The sequence below is a fragment of the uncultured Acetatifactor sp. genome (assembly GCF_948601915.1).
Classification (GTDB): Bacteria; Bacillota; Clostridia; order Lachnospirales; family Lachnospiraceae; genus Acetatifactor.
In genome coordinates, this window is record NZ_CAPDXS010000100.1 from 1 (window position 1) to 20,378 (window position 20,378).

The window sequence follows — 20,378 nt, forward strand, 5'->3', positions numbered from 1 at the left end:
CACCATCGAAATCCAGAATCTTTTAAATCATCAACTCTATACAGGCCTTTCACATCTATAAGCACTTTCTCATCATCAGGCACCATTTTGAAAAATTTATTAATATCCGAGAGCCGCAATACCTTAAATTCATTGTGCGCAACAGCAACGATTATACAGTCGGCATCAACCACATCCTCCATATCAGTAAGCCTTACTCCATATTCATGTATTGCATCTCGCTCAGAAGCCCATGGATCCACTACACTTGGATCAATGCCATATTTATTAAGTTGCTTTATAATATCATCAACTTTGCTGTTTCTTATATCAGGACAGTTCTCCTTAAAGGTGAGGCCAAATATAACAACCTTGCTTTTCTTAGGGGCCTGGCCTGCTTCAATCATTTTTTTAATGGCAGTGTTGGCAACGTATGCACCCATGCTGTCATTGACAATACGACCATTCAGGATAATCTGACTATGATAGCCGAGCTTCTCAGCCTCATATGTAAAGTAGTATGGATCAACTCCAATACAATGTCCCCCAACTAAACCCGGCCGAAACCCGAGAGCATTCCATTTGGTATTCATGCCGTCTACAACTTCATTTGTATCTATATCCATACGGTCAAACACCATAGCCAACTCATTCATAAATGCAATGTTAATATCTCTCTGGCTGTTCTCCACAACCTTAACCGCTTCCGCTGTACGAATACTTGAAACGGGATAAGTTCCAGCTTTGATTACAATATTATAGACATCCTGTATTTCTGCCAAGGATTCTGTATCCATACCGGAAACAATTTTTTGAATATTTTCCAAGCAGTGAACCTTATCACCAGGATTTATACGCTCGGGGCTGTATCCTACCTTAAAATCCACGCCACACTTAAGACCAGACTCACGCTCAAGAATTGGAATACATACATCCTCTGTGCAACCGGGATATACTGTAGACTCATAGACAATGATAGAACCTGGCACCAGGTTACGACCCACTATTTCAGATGCACCAATAACTGGCTTGAGATCTGGCGTGTGGTCAGTGTTTACAGGTGTTGGTACTGCCATAATAATAAATTTTGCTCTTCTCAAATCCTTTTCATTAGATGTAAATTCAACGCTAGTCTGAGATATCGTCTCATCTCCCACCTCTTTTGTTGGATCAATGCCGGATTTATACAGAGCAATCTTTTCATCATTTAAATCAAAGCCTATTACGTGGATACCTTTTTGTGCAAATGCTACTGCAATTGGCATACCAACATATCCAAGTCCTACAAGAGCCAGATTTTCTTCTTTATCTATAATCCTATTGAACAATCTCATTTTCTTCCCTCCATTCATTTTGTGGTACAACCGCTGAATATATTCTTCCATCACTCCAGTAGATGATGAATGATTACGTTGCAGGGTTCATGGTTTCATGCATCATCATCTTTTGAAAATTAATATAGCGGTCATAAACTATTTATAACCATCAGTGCGTTATTAACCATTTTGTCAATAGTCAAAAACTTTTTTACAAACTCACGAGCATTACTACCAAGTCGAGACATTTCTTCAATAGAGAGTCTTTCAATCTGTGTTATACAATCCTCCATGTCTGAAAATAATAAACCATTTTCTCCAGACTTTATGTAAGCATATTCAACACCTTGTTTTGTTTCTTCACTTCTTTGAAAGGTCAAAACCGCTTTTCCATAAGCCATAGCTTCAACAATAGAAAGCCCCATCCAACTGGGTTGATAATAAGCGTCTGCCATAGTAAATAATTCGTGTTTTTTTTCAGTATCATAAACTGCACCATAGTCATATACATTTGGGTATAAAGAAAAATCTGGCTTGTTTTTCCCATTCCCAATAATGATAAAACCAAACTTATCTGAATCAAGCCTATGTATAGTATTAAGCAGTAAATCTATTCTTCTATAGATTGACTCAAACCTAGCACAAAAAATAAAAATAATTTCTTCTTTTATACCATATTTTCTTTTTAGTTCGTCTTTTAACCCAGGAAATTTATAATCAACAATGGATTTAACTCCTGACAATGTGTTGTTCAAAGCAACCATCATTTTATTCGGAAACCTATCGTTCCACATTTTCTTTTCTTTTTCCGTGTAGAACAATACTCCATCCGCCATATTAATCATCAATTTTAACTTCCAGTCAGGTTGCTTTTCTTCTTTTAGATACCTCTTTACAGATATTCCCTGCCCCCATAAAACAAGCTTTTTCTTGTGAATCCTCTTTGTAAACAAAAGAATCCATGTTGTTATATGCGCAAAATGAAGCGGCAGAACCAATCCTTCATACTGGGTTTTAGTCAAATAGAATGGATTATATATCAGGATACCCTTGACACTAATATTAGGCAAATAACCAATTTCTTTATCCGACACATTGAACCCATTTTTCTTTGCCATTTCTAATGTATTATATACAAAAATATCCATCCGCCTTAAATTTTTTTCAAGACTCTCAAAGAATTCATTTCTGTAATGGGGTACATATGGCTGTAAAATAGCAATACTTTTCATTGATAGTTATCCTTCAGTTTTAATGACTATAACACTAATAAACCACTCTGCAATTATTTATAGATTCAATCACTTAACACCTTTTGGTATAGCTTAAGGTATTCCTTATAGCATCGACTCCTGTCAAAATTCCGAGTAATTTTATTACAATTATATTTTGCTGTCTTCATCGACAATATTTTAGATTTCATCGCTTCAATATCTCCCTGTGGAATAACTGCTCCAATCTGATCGGTAATAATCTCTGGCCCACCACCTGTTCTATACATCAGAACTGGTGTCCCACAAGCCAATGCTTCTAAGTTTACACTGGGGAAATTATCCTCATATGTTGGATTGACAAATATATGTGCTGCACTGTAAACTTCAGCAAGTTCCCTGCTGTCATATGTCCTTTCAATTCCTAAAATATTACCAGGAATTTGTTTTTTTTGCTTTTTTGTCAGCCCAACGACTACTGTCTTATAATCATCCGGCAAAATATTAGAAAGCTTTATAATATCTGCTAATCCTTTTCGGGAATCCCAAGTCCCTGCTACCCCCAGAACAATCTTTTTACCAATAAGATTATTCCTTTTTACCCAATCCCCGTGCACTGGCTTAAATGTGTCCAAATCCACACCATTTCTAATAACTTCAATCGGATATTTTCCCATATAGGACTGCATAGCCAAATTTTTCATCCATTGCGACGGACTAACCAGAACCATCTTTCCAATACTAGTAAAAAGATTTCTTTTTGTTCGGAAATTCCATACACAATTATCCTTATATAGGCTGGCAGGATACCTATTCCTCTGTTCACAATTTTGACATCCTGTCTTCCACTTCATGCATCCTATAAACTCAAAATTACAACAATGTCCCGTGAAACTCCAACAATCATGTAGTGTCCAAATTACTGGTTTGTTATATTCTCTCAGAAAATTAAATAACAATTCTATATTAATATAGTAACCATGTAAGTTGTGAAGGTGAATTATATCTGGATTATAATCTATAATCCGCTCAATCAGCTTTCTTGTAGGAAGTTTTGAATAAAAGCCAGCCTTGTCGGTAAAACGGGTCATGATTCCATCCGCATAAACACTCCATATAGAGCCAAACTGAATATGATGAATATCTTTCGCTATGGCATTCCTTGTAAACGCAACCAAACTATCATGACCGTTATCGCGGAGAGTTCGAGAAAGATCGGCTGCTATCTTCCCTGTACTCAAATTGCCAAAGGTATTAATCTGTAAAATCTTCATCACTATCACCTTACACCCTTATCTTTACAACTTCAGAAGTTCCTCTGCATACCTCTCTATACTCATATTTCTACCCAGATTTTTTTCCAGGTACTTGCGCCCGTTCATACCCATCTGCATTACTTTTTCAGTATTAGCATTGTCTATGTACCAATGAATAATTTCTTCCACATCACTATATCCTCCCGGTTCGCAACACTTCCCACAATCGCTGTTCTCAATAAGGCATCTGATTTCCGTTCCGGCTTCAAGGCATCCAATCATCGGCTTTCCAACTGCCATGATTCCATATGCTTTAGATGGGCAGCTTACGCCCTTTATTCCCTTTGCATTCACACACCAATGAACATCCCCTGCATTAAGGCTATAGATTATATCTGCTTTCTCCTGATATGGAATAAATACTACATTGTCCATATGGTGTTCATTCACATAAAGCACCAGTCTATCCAGCATTGAACCTGCTCCAACAAAGGCAAAAAGCACTTCTCGTCTATCCACTGCCCTTGTCCCGGTTTTGAACTTTCCAATAACCTTAATTAGATTTTCAAGATCATAATATAGACCAATATTTCCAGAATACATAATAACGAATTTATCATCCAGTCCATACTTTCTTTTAAACTCAATTACACCTGGATGATTCTCTGGCAGTGGGTAAATCCTACTTTCATCGACCCAATTATTAATCATCAATGTATTAGGAACTCTCTTCCCCACAAAACGGTTTTCCATTGTCTCAACAAGGTCACGTCCCACTGTGATGACAAGGTCGCTCTGCCTGCAGCTGAATTTATCAATCCACATCATGATATCCGTTAGCTTTCTATTCATTGTATAGCCAACAGAGATTAACTGCTCTGGATTGAAGTCCTGAATGTTATAAATATACTTAGCATGCTTTACCCATTTTCCCCATACTCCTAGCAATCCCCCAAGAATAGGTGGTTGAGAAATGGAGAATATATAATCCATCTTTCCAACTCTGAAAGTGGCACCCATTGCACCAAAAAAATAAGAAATGATATTTCTAATGCGGCTCTTCTTATCAGCCTTTCTAAATTCTGGTACTCGGATACGGAGAATCTTCACTCCATTAATATTTTCTTCATAGTATCTTCTTATCTTATACCTATTGTCAATAATTCCAAGATAAGAAGGCACCACACAAATTATTGTAATGTCAAATCTATCTTTTATGCTCTCTGCAAGTTCACAGAGAATCTGTCCTGTCGAAGCAGCATCTGGTATGTAATAGTGTGCATAAATCAACAGTTTATTACCATTCCTGTATTTCTTTGCTAAATTATTTTCAGTACTTATCATTTTCAGACCATCCACTAAAATAGCTTTTAAGTTATTCCCATCCTCTCAAGCAAGGCCCATAAACCCCCCACCCCTTATGATAAACCAACCCCTCCGCCCCCTTGATCATATACCGCACCGTACTGGCGCAATGCTCCCTGCACTCCCGGTAGAACTCCTCCGGAAGCCCCACATACTCCTGCAGTTGCTCCAGCACATACCCGCACTTCTGATAGAGATACCCATTCCCATACCTTTCCAGGCATTCCAACAGCTTGTCCGCGTCCAACCGCGGCAGCCGCATGATGCATTCCACTGTATCCTCCAGCCCGGCCTCTCCCTGGAAGCTGTGCAGGCTGTCCACCACTGTCTGCTCCAGGCCGGTGGCCCGGGTTCCCGCGACCCATGCTGTGCTGGCCCCGGCCTTGGCATGCACCCTCCGGTAGAATACCCCGTTATACCGGAAATCGGTGAACCGCGTCCCGGTGGCCACGAAGACCTCGTTCCCCCGCCTGGGGGCATACCCCCACACCTCGAAGGCGCTTCCCAAGGCGACATACGCATCGGGGAACAGCCTGCTGCCAATCTGGTATCGGTTCAGCGCAGGCTCCCCCGTCTCCGCGTCCATCACGGTGTACAGATTGCGGTGTATCCTGTCGATATACCCCTTCCTCTGGTAATCATTCACCAGATAAGCCACCGCCGACCGGTCTCCCACCATGTCAGCCACGTCCTGCAGGGTAAAACACCCCAGTTCCCGCATCCTTTCATAATGCTCGACAACCGAAAGCCGCTCCCGCTTTCGATTGTACGGCCCGGCAACAGAATCCTGTCCTTGCTTCCGACTATATGATTTATGACAATTTGCAGCTATCTCCGGCATTCCACACTCCATATCCATCCATCACATCAGCCTGTTCCCATCCATGGCAGCAAGACCATGGAGCCATTCCCCAAGCGGCCATGGCACATGTCATGAAGGTTCGTCTTACTGGCTTGTAAGGCGAACTTTTTGGGCCCTGCCGGCTCCGAGAAGCCTGTTTCAGGAATGCTCTGAAAGTTGTTGCTGCAAGAAAACTACGATAATTCAGCAAATATTTTCCGACAGAATATATAAAAAGAATCTGGAAATCCGATGGAATTTAGAAGATATTGACAAAAATGAAAATAAGCTTGCACTGCACCCATATAAGGTATAAAATGTTAGAAGCAATAAGAATGTTCGCCTTACAAGCCAGTAAGGCGAACTTTTTTTATATAAGAACCTCCTAAATCCCCTCCTCCCAGGCCTTAAACCACCGCCAATCCCAATGACCCACTTTCCCTGCCCGGCAGAAACCACTTGTGCAAGCAGCAGAAAACAGTATAATACAATTATGGATAACAAAACCGGCGCCACAGACCGGCGGAAGGAGGCCCCCATGGAACACACCATCAATTTCAACGAAATGAACCTCTATGTGAGATATGTCCAATATATAGAAGGAGACGTCAACTATTATCTCCCCTGGCGCATTTTGTACGACAACTTCCTCTTCTTCGTGGACAGCGGCTCCATCACATTGTCCTTTGAAGACCAGGATATCGAATTCCGGGAGAACGAGCTGTGCATCATCCCCCCTTTCCTGAAGAACCGGCTGAAGATAACGCCCGGGCAGCACTGCTGGTACTATGGCGTCCACTTCGATTTCTTCTACGATGATTCCGAATCCTTCAACGAGGATGTCTATATTCCGGAGAACCTGGGATTGGTCAAGGCAGACCTGATCGAGATGCCCGTGGACAAAAAGCTTGCTGGGAGAACTGTCTATTCCCTCAACGGCATCTCCTTCCCCACCAAGATACTGATACATGACCATGCCCGGCTCCGGGAGCTGTTCGCCAGGCTGCTGGCCCGGTTCCAGAGCCAGTGCTTCGGCCATGAAATCCTGGTGAAGTCCCTGTTCTACGAGCTGATATACATGGTCATACAGGAGGTCCACAATCCCCCTGAGAGCAACGGCCTGGACGGCGCGGAAGTGGTGAACCGCTACCTCCAGAGCCTGATGAACAGCCAGGAGGAGCGCATGGACATGGCTCAGATCGCCCTGGAATACGGCATGCCGCCCCAGAAGTTCCGCGCCATCTTCAAGAGCGTCATGTCCAGGACGCCCAAGGCCTATGCCATCGAATGCCGGATTCAGAAGGGCAAGGAGCTGCTCCAGACCGGGCGGTACAATGTAAGCGAAGTGGCATATATGCTCGGCTATGACGACGTCTTCTATTTCAGCAAGCTGTTCAAGCGGAAAGTGGGCATATCGCCCAAAAAGTATGCGGATACATGTATAAAGTAAGCCCTTTTGTCTAAAAGTACAAATTATCGCCCTTTTTGTACATGGCATTTTTACAAAATGGGTACTATAATCCTCTTGACAACTGTAAATCAGCAGACGAAAGTCAGGAGGATTTATTATGGCAAAGAAAAGAACGCTGAAACTTTTATCCATCGTCTGTGCCGCTGCGTTTTTCACCGGCGCATGCGGTTCCGGCGGCGGGGACGCCTCTTCGGATCCATCCGGCAGCCAGCAGGAAAGCAAGACCGAGGGCACGGCCTCTGGCCAGTCAGATGAGAAGCCTTCGGAGGAATCTTCCGAAAGCGCCGCGAACGACCAGGCTGCAGACAATGGCGGCCTCATCACCATCACCACCGTGGTGAGCCTGTCGGATGCCATGCAGCAGTACATCGGCGTAAAAGACGATGTACAGACCAACAATAGCTGGTACAACGGCTATGAAAAGGATTTGGGCATCCATGTGGAGAATCTGTGGTCCGTACCGGGCACCCAGTATCAGGATAAGCTGAACGCCCAGATATCCGCCGGCGATATCCCGGATGTGTTCAACGTGAGCAGCTCGCAGCTCAAGACTCTGGTGGACAACGGCATGGTCATGGAGCTCACCGACCTGTTCGAGCAGAATGCCAGCGACTTCACCAGAGAGATGATGGAAGCTGACGATTATACCGCACTGGAGCAGTGCAAGATGAACGGCGGCCTGTATGCGCTCCCCAACGTAGGCGGCAACCATGACAATGTACCGATTATGTGGATCCGCAGGGACTGGATGGAGAAGCTGGACAAGAAAGCTCCCACCACTCTGGCAGAGCTGGAAGACCTGGCCCAGGCTTTCGTCTCGGAAGACCCGGATGGAAACGGACAGGACGACACCTATGGCATCGCGCTCTCCAGCGATGTATACGGCAATGCTTTCTGCGACTTGACCGGCATCATGGAAATCTTCGGCGCGCACAGCGGTTGGGTGGAGAAGGACGGCAAGGCTGCTTTCGGCCTGGTGCAGCCGGAAATGAAGAGCGTACTGGAGACCGTGCACAGGTGGTATGAGTCAGGCATAATCGATCAGGAGTTCATCGCCAAGGACACCAGCAAAGTGTCCGAGGATGTCGTCGCGGGTAAAGTGGGCATCACCTTCGGTTCCCACGGCAATGCTTTCTGGCCCTTCCCGGATGCCAGGAGCCTGAATCCGGATGCGGACTGGATGCCCTATCCGATTCCCGGTCTCGACGGAGCCCTGCCCCAGGTCATGGTAAGCGGCAGCGCAAATGGCTACTATGTGATAAGCATAGACTGTGAGCATCCTGAGGCAGTCATGGACATGTACAATTATTTTTATCAAAAAGATTGCGCACTATCGCCTGATTATGATAATACCTATCATATCACTGGCGTTGTAGGGGATCACCCTGAATGGGCAATGGACTGGGCGGTATTAAAGACCTTCTACCCACAGCAGAATCTTTACATCCACCGGGGTGTGAAGGCCTACCTGGAAGGGGATGAATCCCAGCTGGAGAATTCCTGGGTATCCGATAACGCCGGGCAGGTAGAGGCATACATGAACGACCCGGAGAACAACCCCTCCTACTACGCAACATATATCTGGAGCGGCCCCGAAGGCGCGTTCTCCGTTGTGGAAAGCTATGAGCAGAACAACCAGAGGCTCCAGAACCTGTACACTCTGGGCAATACGGAGGGCATGGCGGCCTACAACGTGATTCTGGACCAGTTGATCAGAGAAAACTATACCAAGATGATAACCGGCGACACTCCTGTGGACAGCTTCGATGATTTTGCCGCCCAGTGGGCCTCCCTGGGCGGAGAGCAGATCACCCGGGAAGTGAACGAGCTGATCGGCAGATAAACGGACGCGCGGGGAGGGACAGGCACCTGTTTCTCCCGCGTTCCCATAAGAGAAAGGAGCGATTGCATGAATGGCAAAAAAGCGAAGCCGTCTTCCGGAACCGACAGCTTCCTGAAGCGTTTTTCCGCGGGCTTCAAGCGTCAATGGGTGCTCCACCTGATGCTGCTGCCCATGGTCATCCTTCTGCTGGTATTTTCGTATTATCCGATGTCCGGAATTCTGATAGCTTTTGAACGGTACAATCCTCGCCTCGGATTCTTCCGTTCCCCCTGGGTGGGGCTGGACAATTTTAAATATGTATTCAGGATGCCGAATACCGGCCAGATATTATACAATACTGTCTTCATCGCTTTCATGAAGATGCTGCTGGGCCTGGTGGTGCCGATCCTCTTCGCCATTCTGCTGGACCTGGTAAAGCACAGCGGGTATAAGCGGAGCATACAGACCCTGATCTACATCCCCTACTTTCTGTCCTGGATCGTCTTAAGCGGGATTCTGATCGATATCCTGTCCCCGTCCACGGGCATCGTGAACCAGGTCCTGGGAAGGTTCGGCATAGAACCGGTCTTTTTCCTGGGCAGCGAAAACGCGTTCCCCTGGGTGCTGATCGTCTCCGATGTGTGGAAGGGCTTCGGATACGGGACCATCGTGTACCTTGCGGCAATCACCTCCATCGACATGGAGCTGTACGATGCCGCCAAAATCGACGGGGCCAACCGCTTAAAGCAGGTGCGGTATGTGACATTGCCCGGCATCACGCCAATCGTCGTGCTGATGGCCACCCTGAGCCTTGGAAATATCCTGAACGCAGGCTTCGACCAGATTCTGAACCTGTACAATCCAAGCGTCATGAGCACCGGGGATATCATAGACACCTTTGTCTACCGCATCGGCCTCCAGAACAACCAATACGGCATCGCCAGCGCCATGGGGCTGTTCAAATCAGTGGTCTCCTTCGCGTTCATTTCCATCGGATACACGCTTGCCTATAAATTCGCCGATTACCGGGTATTCTAGGAGGTTTGTCCATGCAAGAAAAGAAAGAAAAGCAAAAATACACCAGCAAGCATGTCCGGAACGGCAGCCTTGTTTTCGACATCTTCAATTATGTCTTCCTCGGGGCAGCCGCCATCGTCTGCCTGCTGCCCATCATCAATGTCCTGGCCATCTCATTTTCCAGCTCCGCAAAAGCCAGCGCCGGGCTGGTAGGCCTGGTTCCGCTGGAGTTCAATCTGCAGTCCTATAAATACGCCCTTACGAAGCCCCAGTTCCTCACCTCATTCCTGACTTCTGTGAAGCGCGTGATTCTGGGCCTCGTCATCAATATGACCTGCACGGTCCTGACAGCATACCCGCTGTCCAAAAGCTCCAGGGAGCTGAAAGGCAGGAATATCTATGCCTGGTTCATGTTCATCACCATGGTTTTTTCAGGCGGCCTTATCCCTCAGTTCATGGTGGTGAATCAGCTAAATCTCATGAACACAATCTGGGCCTTGATCCTGCCCGGAGCCGTGCCCGTGTTCAACGTCATCATATTGATGAACTTCTTCAAGCAGATTCCGAAGGAAATCCAGGAATCGGCCATGATGGACGGCGCCGGGCACCTGCGCATCCTGGCTCAGCTCTATCTGCCCCTGTCCCTGCCATCCCTGGCCACCATCACCCTGTTCACCGTGGTGGGCCACTGGAACGAATGGTTCGCGGGCATGATCTACATGACGGATCCGGCCAATTATCCGCTGCAGACCTATCTGCAGAGCATCATCGTCGTCCGCGACACCGCCCTGCTGGCCACCGCCAGCAAGGAGACCCTGGAGATGATGAGCACCGTATCAGACCGCACGCTGAAGTCGGCCCAGATATTCATCGCGGCCGCACCCATTTTGGCCGTCTATCCTTTCGTGCAGAAATATTTCATGAAGGGCTTGACCGTGGGCAGCGTCAAAGGCTGAATGAAACAATCGCAAAGGCTGCCCGCAGGCACCGGACGGGCATGAAAAAAGAAAGGAAACCATTTTTATGAAAACCTACGACATAGCCGCCTACATATGGCCGGCCTACACCGGCGACGAGCCCCGCACCCGGATGTTCTGGCCCCAGGGCATGGGTGAATGGCAGTCGGTGAAGGATGCCGTGCCGAAATTCCCCGGCCATAGCTGGCCCAGGAAGCCCCTCTGGGGATACGTGAACGAGGCCGACCCCTATGTGATGGAGATGGAGATCGCGGCCGCGGCCGACCACGGGGTGAATGTATTCATCTACGACTGGTACTGGTATGACGACAGACCGTTTCTGGAGAATTGCCTGAACGATGGCTTTCTGAAGGCCGGGAACCGTGACCGCATGAAATTCTACCTGATGTGGGCCAACCATGACGCCAACAACCTCTGGGACAAGCGCCTGTCCCAGGATCAGAAGAATGTCATCTGGAAGGGCGCCACGGACAGGCAGGGATTTGAACGGGCCTGCCGCCGGATCATAGACCGGTATTTCAGCCAGCCCAACTACTACCGCATCGACGGTGCGCCGGTGTTCCAGATTTACGACCTGTGCAATCTGGTGGAGGGCTTGGGCGGCATGGAGGAGACGGCGCAGGCCCTGAAATGGTTCCGGGCGGAGACCGTCAGGGCCGGGTTCCCGGATCTGCACCTGCAGCTCACCGTATATGGCCGGGTGCCGGACCTGTCCGGCGTGGACTCCGGGGACAGGGGAAGCTACAGCGGCATAGGAAGCCTGCTTGGCTTCTCCAGCATCAGCCACTACCAGTTCGTCCATTTCACCGATATCGACAGAGACTACGGGGAGATCCTCGCGGATGTGAAGGCAGAGTGGGCGCGGCTGGAAAGCCAGTGGGACATCCCCTACTTCCCCCATGTCTCCGTAGGCTGGGACAACAATCCGCGGTTCACCGGCATGCGGGAGGGCATCGTAAAGAACAATACCCCGGAGGCGGTGAGGCAGGCCCTGCTGATGGCAAAGGCCTACGCCGACGCACATCCCGGGCAGCCGCCCCTGATTACGGTCAACAGTTGGAACGAGTGGACGGAGACCAGCTATCTGGAGCCCGACGACCTGTACGGATACGGCTATCTGGAGGCCATCCGGGAAGTGTTCGCCGCCCCGGAGGGCTCCCTGTAAAAAAATCCGCCCGGACGCCTCCGGGCGGAATCTTTTAGCTTTTCTTTTCCCTATTCTCCATGTTCCCCACGCTTTTCCCTGTCCTTTCCGCGGACGATCCCGTCCAGGGTCCTGTACAGCTTATCCACCTCCACCGGCTTGGACAGATGGCCGTTCATGCCGCATTCCACGGATTTCTTCAGGTCATCGTCAAAGGCATTGGCGGACATGGCCACAATGGGTATGGTCCTGCAGTCCTCCCGGTCCATGGCACGGATGGCGCGGGTGGCCTCCAGGCCGTCCATCACCGGCATCAGGATGTCCATCAGAATCGCGTCATAGGTACCTGGCTTCGTGGAGCGGATCCTCTCCACGGCCTGGGCCCCGTCGTAGACGCAGTCCACCGCGAAGCCCCGCTCCTCCAGCAGGCACTGGGCAATCTCCGCATTGATTTCATTGTCCTCCACCACCAGGATATGATAGCCCTCGAAGGACACCGCCTCCTGCCTCTCCTCCGTCTGCCTTTTCTGTCCCAGCCCAAGCCGGATGGCGAAGCTGAAGGTGCTGCCCTCCCCGGGCTCGCTGTCCAGGCGGATCGCGCTGCCCATCATCTGGATCAGGCGGCTGCTGATGGAAAGGCCCAGGCCCGTGCCCTGCTGTTTGGAGGGATTCCTGCCGGAGGCCTGCTCAAAGGAACGGAAGACTCTGTCCCTGTCTTCCTTTGCGATGCCGATTCCCGTATCCCGCACCGCGAAGGACACCAGGATCCCTTCTTCCCCGGCCTCCTTCTCCCAGACCTCCAGCGTCACCCTTCCCCTCACCGGCGTGAACTTCACTGCGTTCCCCAGGAGGTTGATCAGCACCTGGCTGATCCGCATACGATCCGCATACAGCCACTGATGGGCCAGCCGGATGTCCTGCACGAAGTCGATCTCCTTTGCCGCTACCTGAGGCGCTACCAGCTCCTTTATGGTATCCAGCATGTCGTAGATATCGAAATCGTCCGCCTCCAGCTTCATCTTCCCGCTCTCGATCTTGGACATGTCCAGGATATCGTTGATCAGTCCCAGCAGATAGCCGGAGGAGGACTGTATCTTCTGCAGGCAGTCCATGATCCGCTCCTGGCCCTGCCCCTGCTGCAGCGCGATCTCCGTCATGCCGATGATCCCGTTCATAGGCGTCCGTATCTCATGGCTCATGCGGGACAGGAATTCCGACTTCGCCTTGCTGGCGATGTCGTATTGCTGCTGGTTCATCTGGCTCTGGATCACCCTGCCCAGCTCCGCCAGGTTCTGGTGCCGCTCAGAGTCAAGGGCCTGTTCCTGCCCAAGGCCCAGGATACAGATGTTCCCCATATAGCTGCCATTGTCGTACATGGGCAGCGCCGCGCCGTACTGCCCGGGCGCCACGCCCAGAAAGCACTGCAGAAGCTCCAGAGCGCTGTCCTCCCCGGAGAACCACTTTACCTCCTCCTGGCCCAGCCAGCCGCGGAAGGCCTCCCTGTCCTCTTCCCTGTATTTCCGCACGTTCCCCGCCGGGGACTCCCCGTCCGCCCGCCACTGGTATTCCAGGTAATTCGCGGAGAAATCCTCCCGCAGCACGGACACCAGCACTGCTTCGGCCTGATAGTATCTGCCGATCTTGCGCAGCATCAAGGTCATCTGGGCCGGGAAATTCGCTCCCTTGCCGAACAGGTTCAGCGCTATGGACACCAGGCCCACGTCCTCCCCGTAGTCCAGGCTGATGATCTCCCGCCCCTGCAGGGCCGGAAGCTCCCGGCGCTCCCGCTCCGGGATATCCTCGCAGAAGACATACCCTCTTCCCGGACCGGACAGCGCCTGCCTCCCGGCCAGCTTCGCCATGCGGATCAGGGCTTCCGTCCCATGCTCCTTCACGCCGCAGACCAGCCCTGCGCACACCGCTACGTCGAAGCGCTCCCTGTCAAAGTCCGCCCCGGCCCTTTCCAGCAGCCCTTCGATCCACTCCGAGGCCTCTTTCCTGTCCGCCTGATCCAGCCATATGACGAACTCGTCCCCGTCCAGCCGCAGCGCCACTGTCCTCCGCCCTGTCTGTGCCGTATACGCCCGGCAGCGGCTCCGGATCAGGTCTCCCAGCCCCTCCAGCACCATATCCCCGAATACGATGCCGTTCTTCTCATTGGCCTCCTTCAGCCGTCCCACCAGAAGGTCCGCCATGACGCCGCTGCCAAGACCCGCCCTTCTGTCGGCCTCCACCTGCTCCAGGCCCGCGCTGAAGGTATACACGCCCGTGATGCCGTCCATTGCGTTCCTCCTGCGCTGTTCGGCCTCCCTCTCCTTCTGCTCCTGGATGTTGCGGATGCTCCCCACAAGCTTGCGCCGCATGCCGTCCGTATCATAGACCGCCTTGCCGGATACCGCCACCCACCGATAGTCCGAATCGCTGGGCCATTTCAGCCGGAATTCCATGTACGCCTTATCTTCCATGCCCTGCAGGATCCGGACAGCCTCCTCCCTGTCCGCGTCGTGGATGCAGTCGGGATTCACGAAGCCGCTCTTGTATTCACGGCAGTCCCACAGCCCGCTCATGGTCTCATGGTTCACGATGTCCAGCTCGTGCTTCTGCACGTCATAGGAGAAGAACACGTCCTTGGAGGACTCCAGTGCCACGCGGTAGCGCTCCTTCTCCTCCAGGAGGATGTTCGCTGCCTCCCGCTGCTGCTCCGACAGGTTCTTCACCACATCATACAGGGCATCTATCTCCAGGATGTTGGAAGGCCTGAATTCCAAAAGGCCCTCCCTCCCGCGGCTGATGCACTGCATCAGATACTGGAAGGGCCTGGTCAGGTGCCTGACCACAAGATAGATGCCCAGCACGCCGAAGAGCAGCCCGATGAGGATGGCCACCACCAGCCAGAGATAGAGCTGGCGGCCCATCCCGAAGAGGTCCTCCTCCGTATCCAGCCCCAGGAGCACCCATTCCGTATCCTCATAGGGCGCATTGTTGCCGTAGAGCTTCAGGGGGCAGGCCACCGCGTACACGTTCTGCCGCTCCAGCCGCACATCCCCCACCTGCCACAGATTGCCGTAGCGGGTCCCTCGCAGCTCCAGCTCCCTCCCTGAGGACCTGGCCAGGTTGGAGAGGATCCCCTTTCCCACCATGGGCCTGTAAAGGCCGTCGCCGTCCCTGACCGCCAGCAGATACCCTGACTGCTGCTGGTCATTGAGCTCTGCCACCGGGAAATAATCGTAGAGCCGTCTGCTGGAAATCTCTACGCCGATTATGCCGTACACCTGCCCCTCATGCCGCAGCGGCACGGAGTATGTAATCATTTCATAGGAGTCCGTCCCGTCCTTCTCCAGATAGAAGGGCAGCGACCAGTACCCCAGGTCCGCCGTGTCCGCATCGGCATGTTCCGTCCCCGCCCTCCAGGGCTCATAGAAATAGTTGTCCGCAGCCTCCCTGCCCTGCCCCTCCATGCGGAAGCGGGTAGTCCAGGAGGTGTCCAGGGGGATGTCCCACTTCCTGGACAGGAGCTTGCTGCCCCGCTCCAGAAGCAGGTCCGTGCCGTTGGCGGGATTGGTATCCGGGTCGGAATCCCTGACGAAGAAGCCGGCGAACTCCCCGGGCTCCCGCATATCCGTTCCCGTCAGGACCAGGAAGATGCCTGTGGTGGAATGGCTCTGCAGAATGTCCAGGCATTCCGGGAAAAACAGCTCCAACAGCTCGTTCTTCCTCTCCTCCGAGGCAAGCAGCCCCTCCAGGCTCAAATCCGCGTCCTCCAGGACCCCGTCCAGGATTCCGTCCAGGACCCCCTCCTGCTCATGGATGGACGCCCATCTCTGGTTCATGTCGTTCTGCAGGATCACCTTTCTGTTCTCCACCAGCCGGTTCATCATGCTGACGGAGGATTCCTCCATCATCCCCGTGACCCGCTTCATCACCAGCGTGCCGATGGTGATCAGACTCTGAATCAGCATGATGGCGATCAGCGGAACCAGAAAAATCATGAATATGTTCGTCTCTTTTCTGCTCGGTCTTCTGCCTTCCATTTATCCTACTCACCCACTGCCTGCTTCAGGGCCTCGCAAAAAGCCCCGTACCACACTTCAAAGCTCTCCTCAGTCACATAGTCCGCCGCGGCCTCCTCCAGGCTCTTTCCCTGGGCCAGGGCCTCCTCCACGGCCGCCCGGTCCTCCGCCGCCTTGTCCGCCAGATGGTACTCCAGCACCTTCCTGGCCGCCGTGCCGTTTTCGAAGCTTTTGTTGGCGTATAGCGTCATGTCCTCCATCTGGCCGAATACCGTGGTCAGGCAGTCGTAAGTCTTAGGAGCCACCTCAAGCCCCTGCTCCTCGATCACCCGGTCCAGCTCCGACACGCTGGCCGCCTCCCTGCGCACGGGCAGATAGCCGGACACGCAGCCGAAGCGCAGGTTGTTCTCCGTCTCCGTGAACCATTTCAGGAATTCCACGGCAGCGTACTCGTGCCTGGCGTCGGACTTGCTGACCACCATGCCGGCCCCCTGCTGCACGGCTATGTGCCGCCCGCCCTGGAACACGGGCGCCGCCATCACCAGATAGTCGATCGGATAGCTGCCGTCCTCCAGCTCCACCTGATTGGGGAAATACATGGCGGAGGACGTGGAGCCTGTATATGCCAGCAGGTCTCCCGTCTTCACATCGTCCGAGCGGAAGGACCCGTAGGCCCCGAAATACCCCTTGACCATAGGCACGTAATAATTCTCCCACAGGCGGTGCAGCTCCTCCCGGGGCACGTTCAGGGTAACCTTGCCGTTCTCCACCTGGAAGATCTCCACACCCAGCTGCTGCATGCCGATCAGGAAATAATTCGCCACCGCGTCCCTGCCGTAGAACGCCCTGCCGTCCTCCGGCACGTCCGGCGTCTGGCTGTCCGTCCACTCATAGTACGCCTCCGCCGCCGCGGTGACGCCCTCCATGGTCTCCAGATCCGCCAGGGTGAGGCCCGTGGCCGCCGCAAAGGGCTCCCAGTCCGTCTTGTTGAGCATCATGATCTCCGTGGACTTGGCCGTGGGGAATATCCGCAGGGAACCGTCGGCGGCGATGCGCCCTTCCTCGATGTAGGAGTCCACGTACTTCGCCAGCTCCTCCTCGTCCAGGTACTCCGACAGGTTGGCCAGGGCGCCGGCCTGCTCCACCTCATAGGCCGTATCCGCGTAGGAGGAGAACAGGTCCGGCATGGCGTCCGCCCCCACCTTTCCGCCAATGGCGTCCCGCACCGCAGTCTCCAGGTCGGACACGGAGCCCTGGCTGTAGCCCTGTACATAAATCCCCAGCTCCCGGCCCGCCGTTTCGTTGAATTCCTCCACCAGTGCGTCAAAGGCCGCCTGCTGGGAACCGTTATAGTAATGCCATACCGTCAGGGAGACAGGATCCCCGGGATCCAAAGGGCTCTTGTCCCCGCATCCTGTCAGGCCCAGGACAGCCGCCAGGCACAGGCCTTCCACAAACAGGCTCTTGACAAATCCATCCGCTTTTCTCATATGCCGCTTCCTTCCTATTTCATATCCATATTTTTATATCCGTATTCTGTTTCCACATTCCGCAGCCGCCGTCCGCCCGGGAAATCTCCGGCTGTTTAACAAAGCATATCACAAATCTCCCCTCCGCACAAGGTTTCCGTACATTTTTATACGGCTGCCCGCAATCACAATTTACGAGCATCAAGGAAAACATGTATTATGGGAAAAATGTACTGTCAAAGTTTCCGGAAAAGTTCGTCTTTTCCCTGAATGATGCGGACGCAGACGCTTTGATCCCGGGCGTTTCCGTAGCCGCGCTGACGGGCAATACGGTTTACTATACGGATTCCGTGAAGGACACATGCCAGGTGAAGCCCTATGTATTCCCGGAAATTGAAGATTTGGCGTGGTTTGTCAGTGCAGAACCGGCAAAGAAGGCTTATGCCGCAAAGGAGTATGAGACTGCCTTGAGATTGTATGAAGAGCTGGCGGAGAAAGGATTTGCCAGAGCGCAGTTCGAATGCGGCTGGATATACTATAACGGAAAAGGGACGCCGCCGAATCTGGAGGCTGCTCTTCGGTGGTTTGAGAAAGCCGCTGCGTTGGAGCACAAAGACGCGCAATTTAGATGCGCCCAGATGTACTATAACGGCGAAGGGACTGCTCCGAATCAGGCGAAAGCACTCCATTGGTATGAGAAAGCCGCTATGCAGGGGCATAAAGACGCGCAGTTTGAATGCGGCAAGCTGTACCACCATGGGAAAGGCGTCGCGCATGACATGGGAAAAGCGGTGGATTGGTTTCAAAAGGCTGCGCAGCAAGGCATTGTAAAAGCAATGTACAATCTTGCCGTGATGTATTATAATGGCGATGGAATGCCCACAGATATGAAAGCAGCCTATACCTGGTTCGAACAGGCGGCAAACAGGAACCATGTCAAAGCTCAGTATAAGTGCGCTGAAATGCTTTATAATGGAGATGTGCCAAAGAACAGGGAGCAGGCACGGATGTGGCTTCAGCGCGTCGCCTCACAGGACGCGAATCTGGAACTACGGGAGAAAGCCAAGGCTAATCTGTCACGTTCTGAGATGTAGGAGCATGAATATGGACGCGCCTGTGCTTTTATTGTGGAATGGGCGGAAAAAGGAAGGAGAGTATCTGGAATGGCAAATGTTTCCGTGGAAAAGGCAGCAGTGACCAGGGCAATTTCACTGTGCGAGCACTCGATCAACGAGTTTGACAAGACATCACATGATTTGAAGCGCACTTATGATATGGCGGGCGCTAACTGGAGGGATGCAAAGTACCAGCAGCTCGGGGGCATCGTCAATGACTGCACGACGGCGCTCACGAAACCCATCGAGGAGCTGGGCGGCTGCATTACGACATTGAAGGCATTGTTGCGGGAAATCGAAGCATATGAGGCGTTGGACATATAAGAGGAGGGAATGGGATTATGGCAATTAACGCATCGGCAGAAGCGATCCGGCAGATGAAGATGACGCTTCAAAAAACGATAAAGGAAATAGAACGGATTCAGGCAAATGTCAGAGGTTCCATGAAGTCCAGCGAGAACTGGAATGATGCACAGGGGGAGCAGTACCGCCATCTGATGCAGCAGATCGCCAGGCTGACCGAATCTCCGTCCGGCACGCTGCGCACGGCGGTCCCCAAGCTGGAAAAGCTTGCCCAGATTCTTGATGCATATGGGAAAGTGCGGTTTTGATTCCAAAGAAAAGGAATCCGCTTTCTTTTTGGTTAGCGTAGTCTAACCCATACTCTTCAAAAATGCGGCACACCTGTCAGTGGCCGCTGATATACTGCATAACGCTGAATACTGCCTAATGCAATCAAGCGATTGAACCAGTCAGCGTTATGCAGTCTGGTTTCACGGCAAGTGAAATCGTTAAGCAGTATAAAATCCGATAACACCCTTTTTACTGTCAGACCTTGCACCTTTTTCCCTAAAGTGTTAGGATTGATTAATGGGAAGGCTTTAAGCCCGGAAAGGAGTATGATGATAGCATGAGTTATATCCGACACAAAGCCGAGGAATCCCTTGAGGATTACCTTGAAACAATACTGATCTTGAGCAGCCGCCTCTCCGTGGTGCGCTCCGTCGATGTGGCGACCGAGCTGAATTTTTCAAAGCCGAGCGTGAGCGTCGCCGTGAAAAACCTGAAAAACCGCGGATACATCACCGTTTCGGAAGAAGGGTATCTTAGTCTGACGGAGGACGGGCGAAAAATCGCGGAAAGCGTCTATGAACGCCACACCCTGCTGACGGACTGGCTGGTCCATCTCGGCGTTGACCCCATAATCGCGGCGGGCGATGCCTGCAAAATGGAGCATGACATCACACCGGAAAGCTATGAGGCAATGAAAAAATGCATCCTGTCCGTTTTGGGGCGTGGCTGAAGCGTGCTTTTCCGACAATTCCCAAATCTATACTGCTTAACGATTTCACTTGCCGTGAAACCAGACTGCATAACGCTGACTG

General features: G+C 51.6%; 16 protein-coding genes. 9 read left to right on the plus strand and 7 right to left on the minus strand.

The window, feature by feature from the left end; genetic code table 11:
* From Q2B33_RS16240 to Q2B33_RS16260, 5 genes are all read right to left on the minus strand, one after another.
* A partial coding sequence (locus tag Q2B33_RS16240; protein ID WP_300822933.1) for a nucleotide sugar dehydrogenase occupies positions 1-1,313 on the minus strand: 1,313 nt, incomplete at its 3' end.
* A gap of 131 nt (positions 1,314-1,444) precedes the next feature.
* Positions 1,445-2,527, minus strand: a complete 1,083-nt coding sequence (locus Q2B33_RS16245) for a glycosyltransferase (protein ID WP_300768964.1) — start codon at positions 2,525-2,527, stop codon at positions 1,445-1,447.
* 65 nt (positions 2,528-2,592) lie between these two features.
* On the minus strand, positions 2,593-3,780 hold the full coding sequence (locus Q2B33_RS16250; RefSeq protein WP_300768963.1) for a glycosyltransferase: 1,188 nt from the start codon (positions 3,778-3,780) through the stop codon (positions 2,593-2,595).
* Positions 3,781-3,804: 24 nt separating this feature from the next.
* On the minus strand, positions 3,805-5,106 hold the full coding sequence (locus Q2B33_RS16255; protein WP_300768962.1) for a glycosyltransferase family 4 protein: 1,302 nt from the start codon (positions 5,104-5,106) through the stop codon (positions 3,805-3,807).
* A gap of 31 nt (positions 5,107-5,137) precedes the next feature.
* On the minus strand, positions 5,138-5,848 hold the full coding sequence (locus tag Q2B33_RS16260) for a hypothetical protein (RefSeq protein ID WP_300782615.1): 711 nt from the start codon (positions 5,846-5,848) through the stop codon (positions 5,138-5,140).
* Positions 5,849-6,461: 613 nt separating this feature from the next.
* On the opposite strand from Q2B33_RS16260, the gene Q2B33_RS16265 reads away from it, so the two are divergent.
* From Q2B33_RS16265 to Q2B33_RS16285, 5 genes are all read left to right on the plus strand, one after another.
* Positions 6,462-7,418 carry an AraC family transcriptional regulator gene (locus tag Q2B33_RS16265; RefSeq protein ID WP_300815731.1) on the plus strand — a complete coding sequence of 319 codons (957 nt, stop codon included), beginning with the start codon at positions 6,462-6,464 and terminating at the stop codon, positions 7,416-7,418.
* A 118-nt stretch (positions 7,419-7,536) separates the two neighbouring features.
* Complete coding sequence (locus tag Q2B33_RS16270; protein ID WP_300774324.1) at positions 7,537-9,282, plus strand: extracellular solute-binding protein; 1,746 nt, start codon at positions 7,537-7,539, stop codon at positions 9,280-9,282.
* Positions 9,283-9,348: 66 nt separating this feature from the next.
* Positions 9,349-10,299 (plus strand): ABC transporter permease subunit, encoded by a 951-nt coding sequence (locus Q2B33_RS16275; RefSeq protein ID WP_330684668.1) that lies wholly within the window; start codon positions 9,349-9,351, stop codon positions 10,297-10,299.
* 11 nt (positions 10,300-10,310) lie between these two features.
* Entirely contained in the window at positions 10,311-11,234 is a 924-nt protein-coding gene (locus tag Q2B33_RS16280) for a carbohydrate ABC transporter permease (protein WP_300774325.1), read from the plus strand.
* Positions 11,235-11,301: 67 nt separating this feature from the next.
* The gene (locus tag Q2B33_RS16285) at positions 11,302-12,420 is read left to right on the plus strand and encodes a glycoside hydrolase family 99-like domain-containing protein (RefSeq protein WP_300774327.1); all 1,119 of its coding nucleotides are present in this window, start codon (positions 11,302-11,304) and stop codon (positions 12,418-12,420) included.
* A 50-nt stretch (positions 12,421-12,470) separates the two neighbouring features.
* Here Q2B33_RS16285 and Q2B33_RS16290 read toward each other — a convergent pair whose 3' ends face one another.
* A complete protein-coding gene (locus Q2B33_RS16290; RefSeq protein WP_300782612.1) occupies positions 12,471-16,388 on the minus strand; it encodes an ATP-binding protein in 3,918 nt (1,305 codons plus the stop codon).
* Between the two features lie 47 nt (positions 16,389-16,435).
* A complete protein-coding gene (locus Q2B33_RS16295; protein ID WP_300782610.1) occupies positions 16,436-17,899 on the minus strand; it encodes an extracellular solute-binding protein in 1,464 nt (487 codons plus the stop codon).
* 347 nt (positions 17,900-18,246) lie between these two features.
* On the opposite strand from Q2B33_RS16295, the gene Q2B33_RS16300 reads away from it, so the two are divergent.
* The 4 genes from Q2B33_RS16300 (at position 18,247) to Q2B33_RS16315 (ending at position 20,296) form a co-directional block, all read left to right on the plus strand.
* Positions 18,247-18,972 carry a tetratricopeptide repeat protein gene (locus tag Q2B33_RS16300; protein ID WP_300782607.1) on the plus strand — a complete coding sequence of 242 codons (726 nt, stop codon included), beginning with the start codon at positions 18,247-18,249 and terminating at the stop codon, positions 18,970-18,972.
* 69 nt (positions 18,973-19,041) lie between these two features.
* Positions 19,042-19,317, plus strand: a complete 276-nt coding sequence (locus tag Q2B33_RS16305; RefSeq protein WP_296462216.1) for a hypothetical protein — start codon at positions 19,042-19,044, stop codon at positions 19,315-19,317.
* A 17-nt stretch (positions 19,318-19,334) separates the two neighbouring features.
* A complete protein-coding gene (locus Q2B33_RS16310; RefSeq protein ID WP_296462213.1) occupies positions 19,335-19,604 on the plus strand; it encodes a hypothetical protein in 270 nt (89 codons plus the stop codon).
* Between the two features lie 299 nt (positions 19,605-19,903).
* The gene (locus Q2B33_RS16315; RefSeq protein WP_300914112.1) at positions 19,904-20,296 is read left to right on the plus strand and encodes a metal-dependent transcriptional regulator; all 393 of its coding nucleotides are present in this window, start codon (positions 19,904-19,906) and stop codon (positions 20,294-20,296) included.
* Positions 20,297-20,378: the final 82 nt, after the last annotated feature.

What these genes read in the sequence shown, in the direction of transcription:
- Q2B33_RS16275 (WP_330684668.1), top strand. Translation starts at nt 9,349, where the DNA reads ATGAATGGCAAAAAAGCGAAGCCGTCTTCCGGAACCGACAGCTTCCTG.
- Q2B33_RS16260 (WP_300782615.1), bottom strand. Translation starts at nt 5,848, where the DNA reads ATGCGGGAACTGGGGTGTTTTACCCTGCAGGACGTGGCTGACATGGTG.
- Q2B33_RS16285 (WP_300774327.1), top strand. Translation starts at nt 11,302, where the DNA reads ATGAAAACCTACGACATAGCCGCCTACATATGGCCGGCCTACACCGGC.
- Q2B33_RS16290 (WP_300782612.1), bottom strand. Translation starts at nt 16,388, where the DNA reads ATGATTTTTCTGGTTCCGCTGATCGCCATCATGCTGATTCAGAGTCTG.
- Q2B33_RS16310 (WP_296462213.1), top strand. Translation starts at nt 19,335, where the DNA reads ATGGCAATTAACGCATCGGCAGAAGCGATCCGGCAGATGAAGATGACG.
- Q2B33_RS16270 (WP_300774324.1), top strand. Translation starts at nt 7,537, where the DNA reads ATGGCAAAGAAAAGAACGCTGAAACTTTTATCCATCGTCTGTGCCGCT.
- Q2B33_RS16295 (WP_300782610.1), bottom strand. Translation starts at nt 17,899, where the DNA reads ATGAGAAAAGCGGATGGATTTGTCAAGAGCCTGTTTGTGGAAGGCCTG.
- Q2B33_RS16315 (WP_300914112.1), top strand. Translation starts at nt 19,904, where the DNA reads ATGAGTTATATCCGACACAAAGCCGAGGAATCCCTTGAGGATTACCTT.
- Q2B33_RS16280 (WP_300774325.1), top strand. Translation starts at nt 10,311, where the DNA reads ATGCAAGAAAAGAAAGAAAAGCAAAAATACACCAGCAAGCATGTCCGG.
- Q2B33_RS16265 (WP_300815731.1), top strand. Translation starts at nt 6,462, where the DNA reads ATGGATAACAAAACCGGCGCCACAGACCGGCGGAAGGAGGCCCCCATG.
- Q2B33_RS16305 (WP_296462216.1), top strand. Translation starts at nt 19,042, where the DNA reads ATGGCAAATGTTTCCGTGGAAAAGGCAGCAGTGACCAGGGCAATTTCA.
- Q2B33_RS16255 (WP_300768962.1), bottom strand. Translation starts at nt 5,106, where the DNA reads ATGATAAGTACTGAAAATAATTTAGCAAAGAAATACAGGAATGGTAAT.
- Q2B33_RS16245 (WP_300768964.1), bottom strand. Translation starts at nt 2,527, where the DNA reads ATGAAAAGTATTGCTATTTTACAGCCATATGTACCCCATTACAGAAAT.
- Q2B33_RS16250 (WP_300768963.1), bottom strand. Translation starts at nt 3,780, where the DNA reads ATGAAGATTTTACAGATTAATACCTTTGGCAATTTGAGTACAGGGAAG.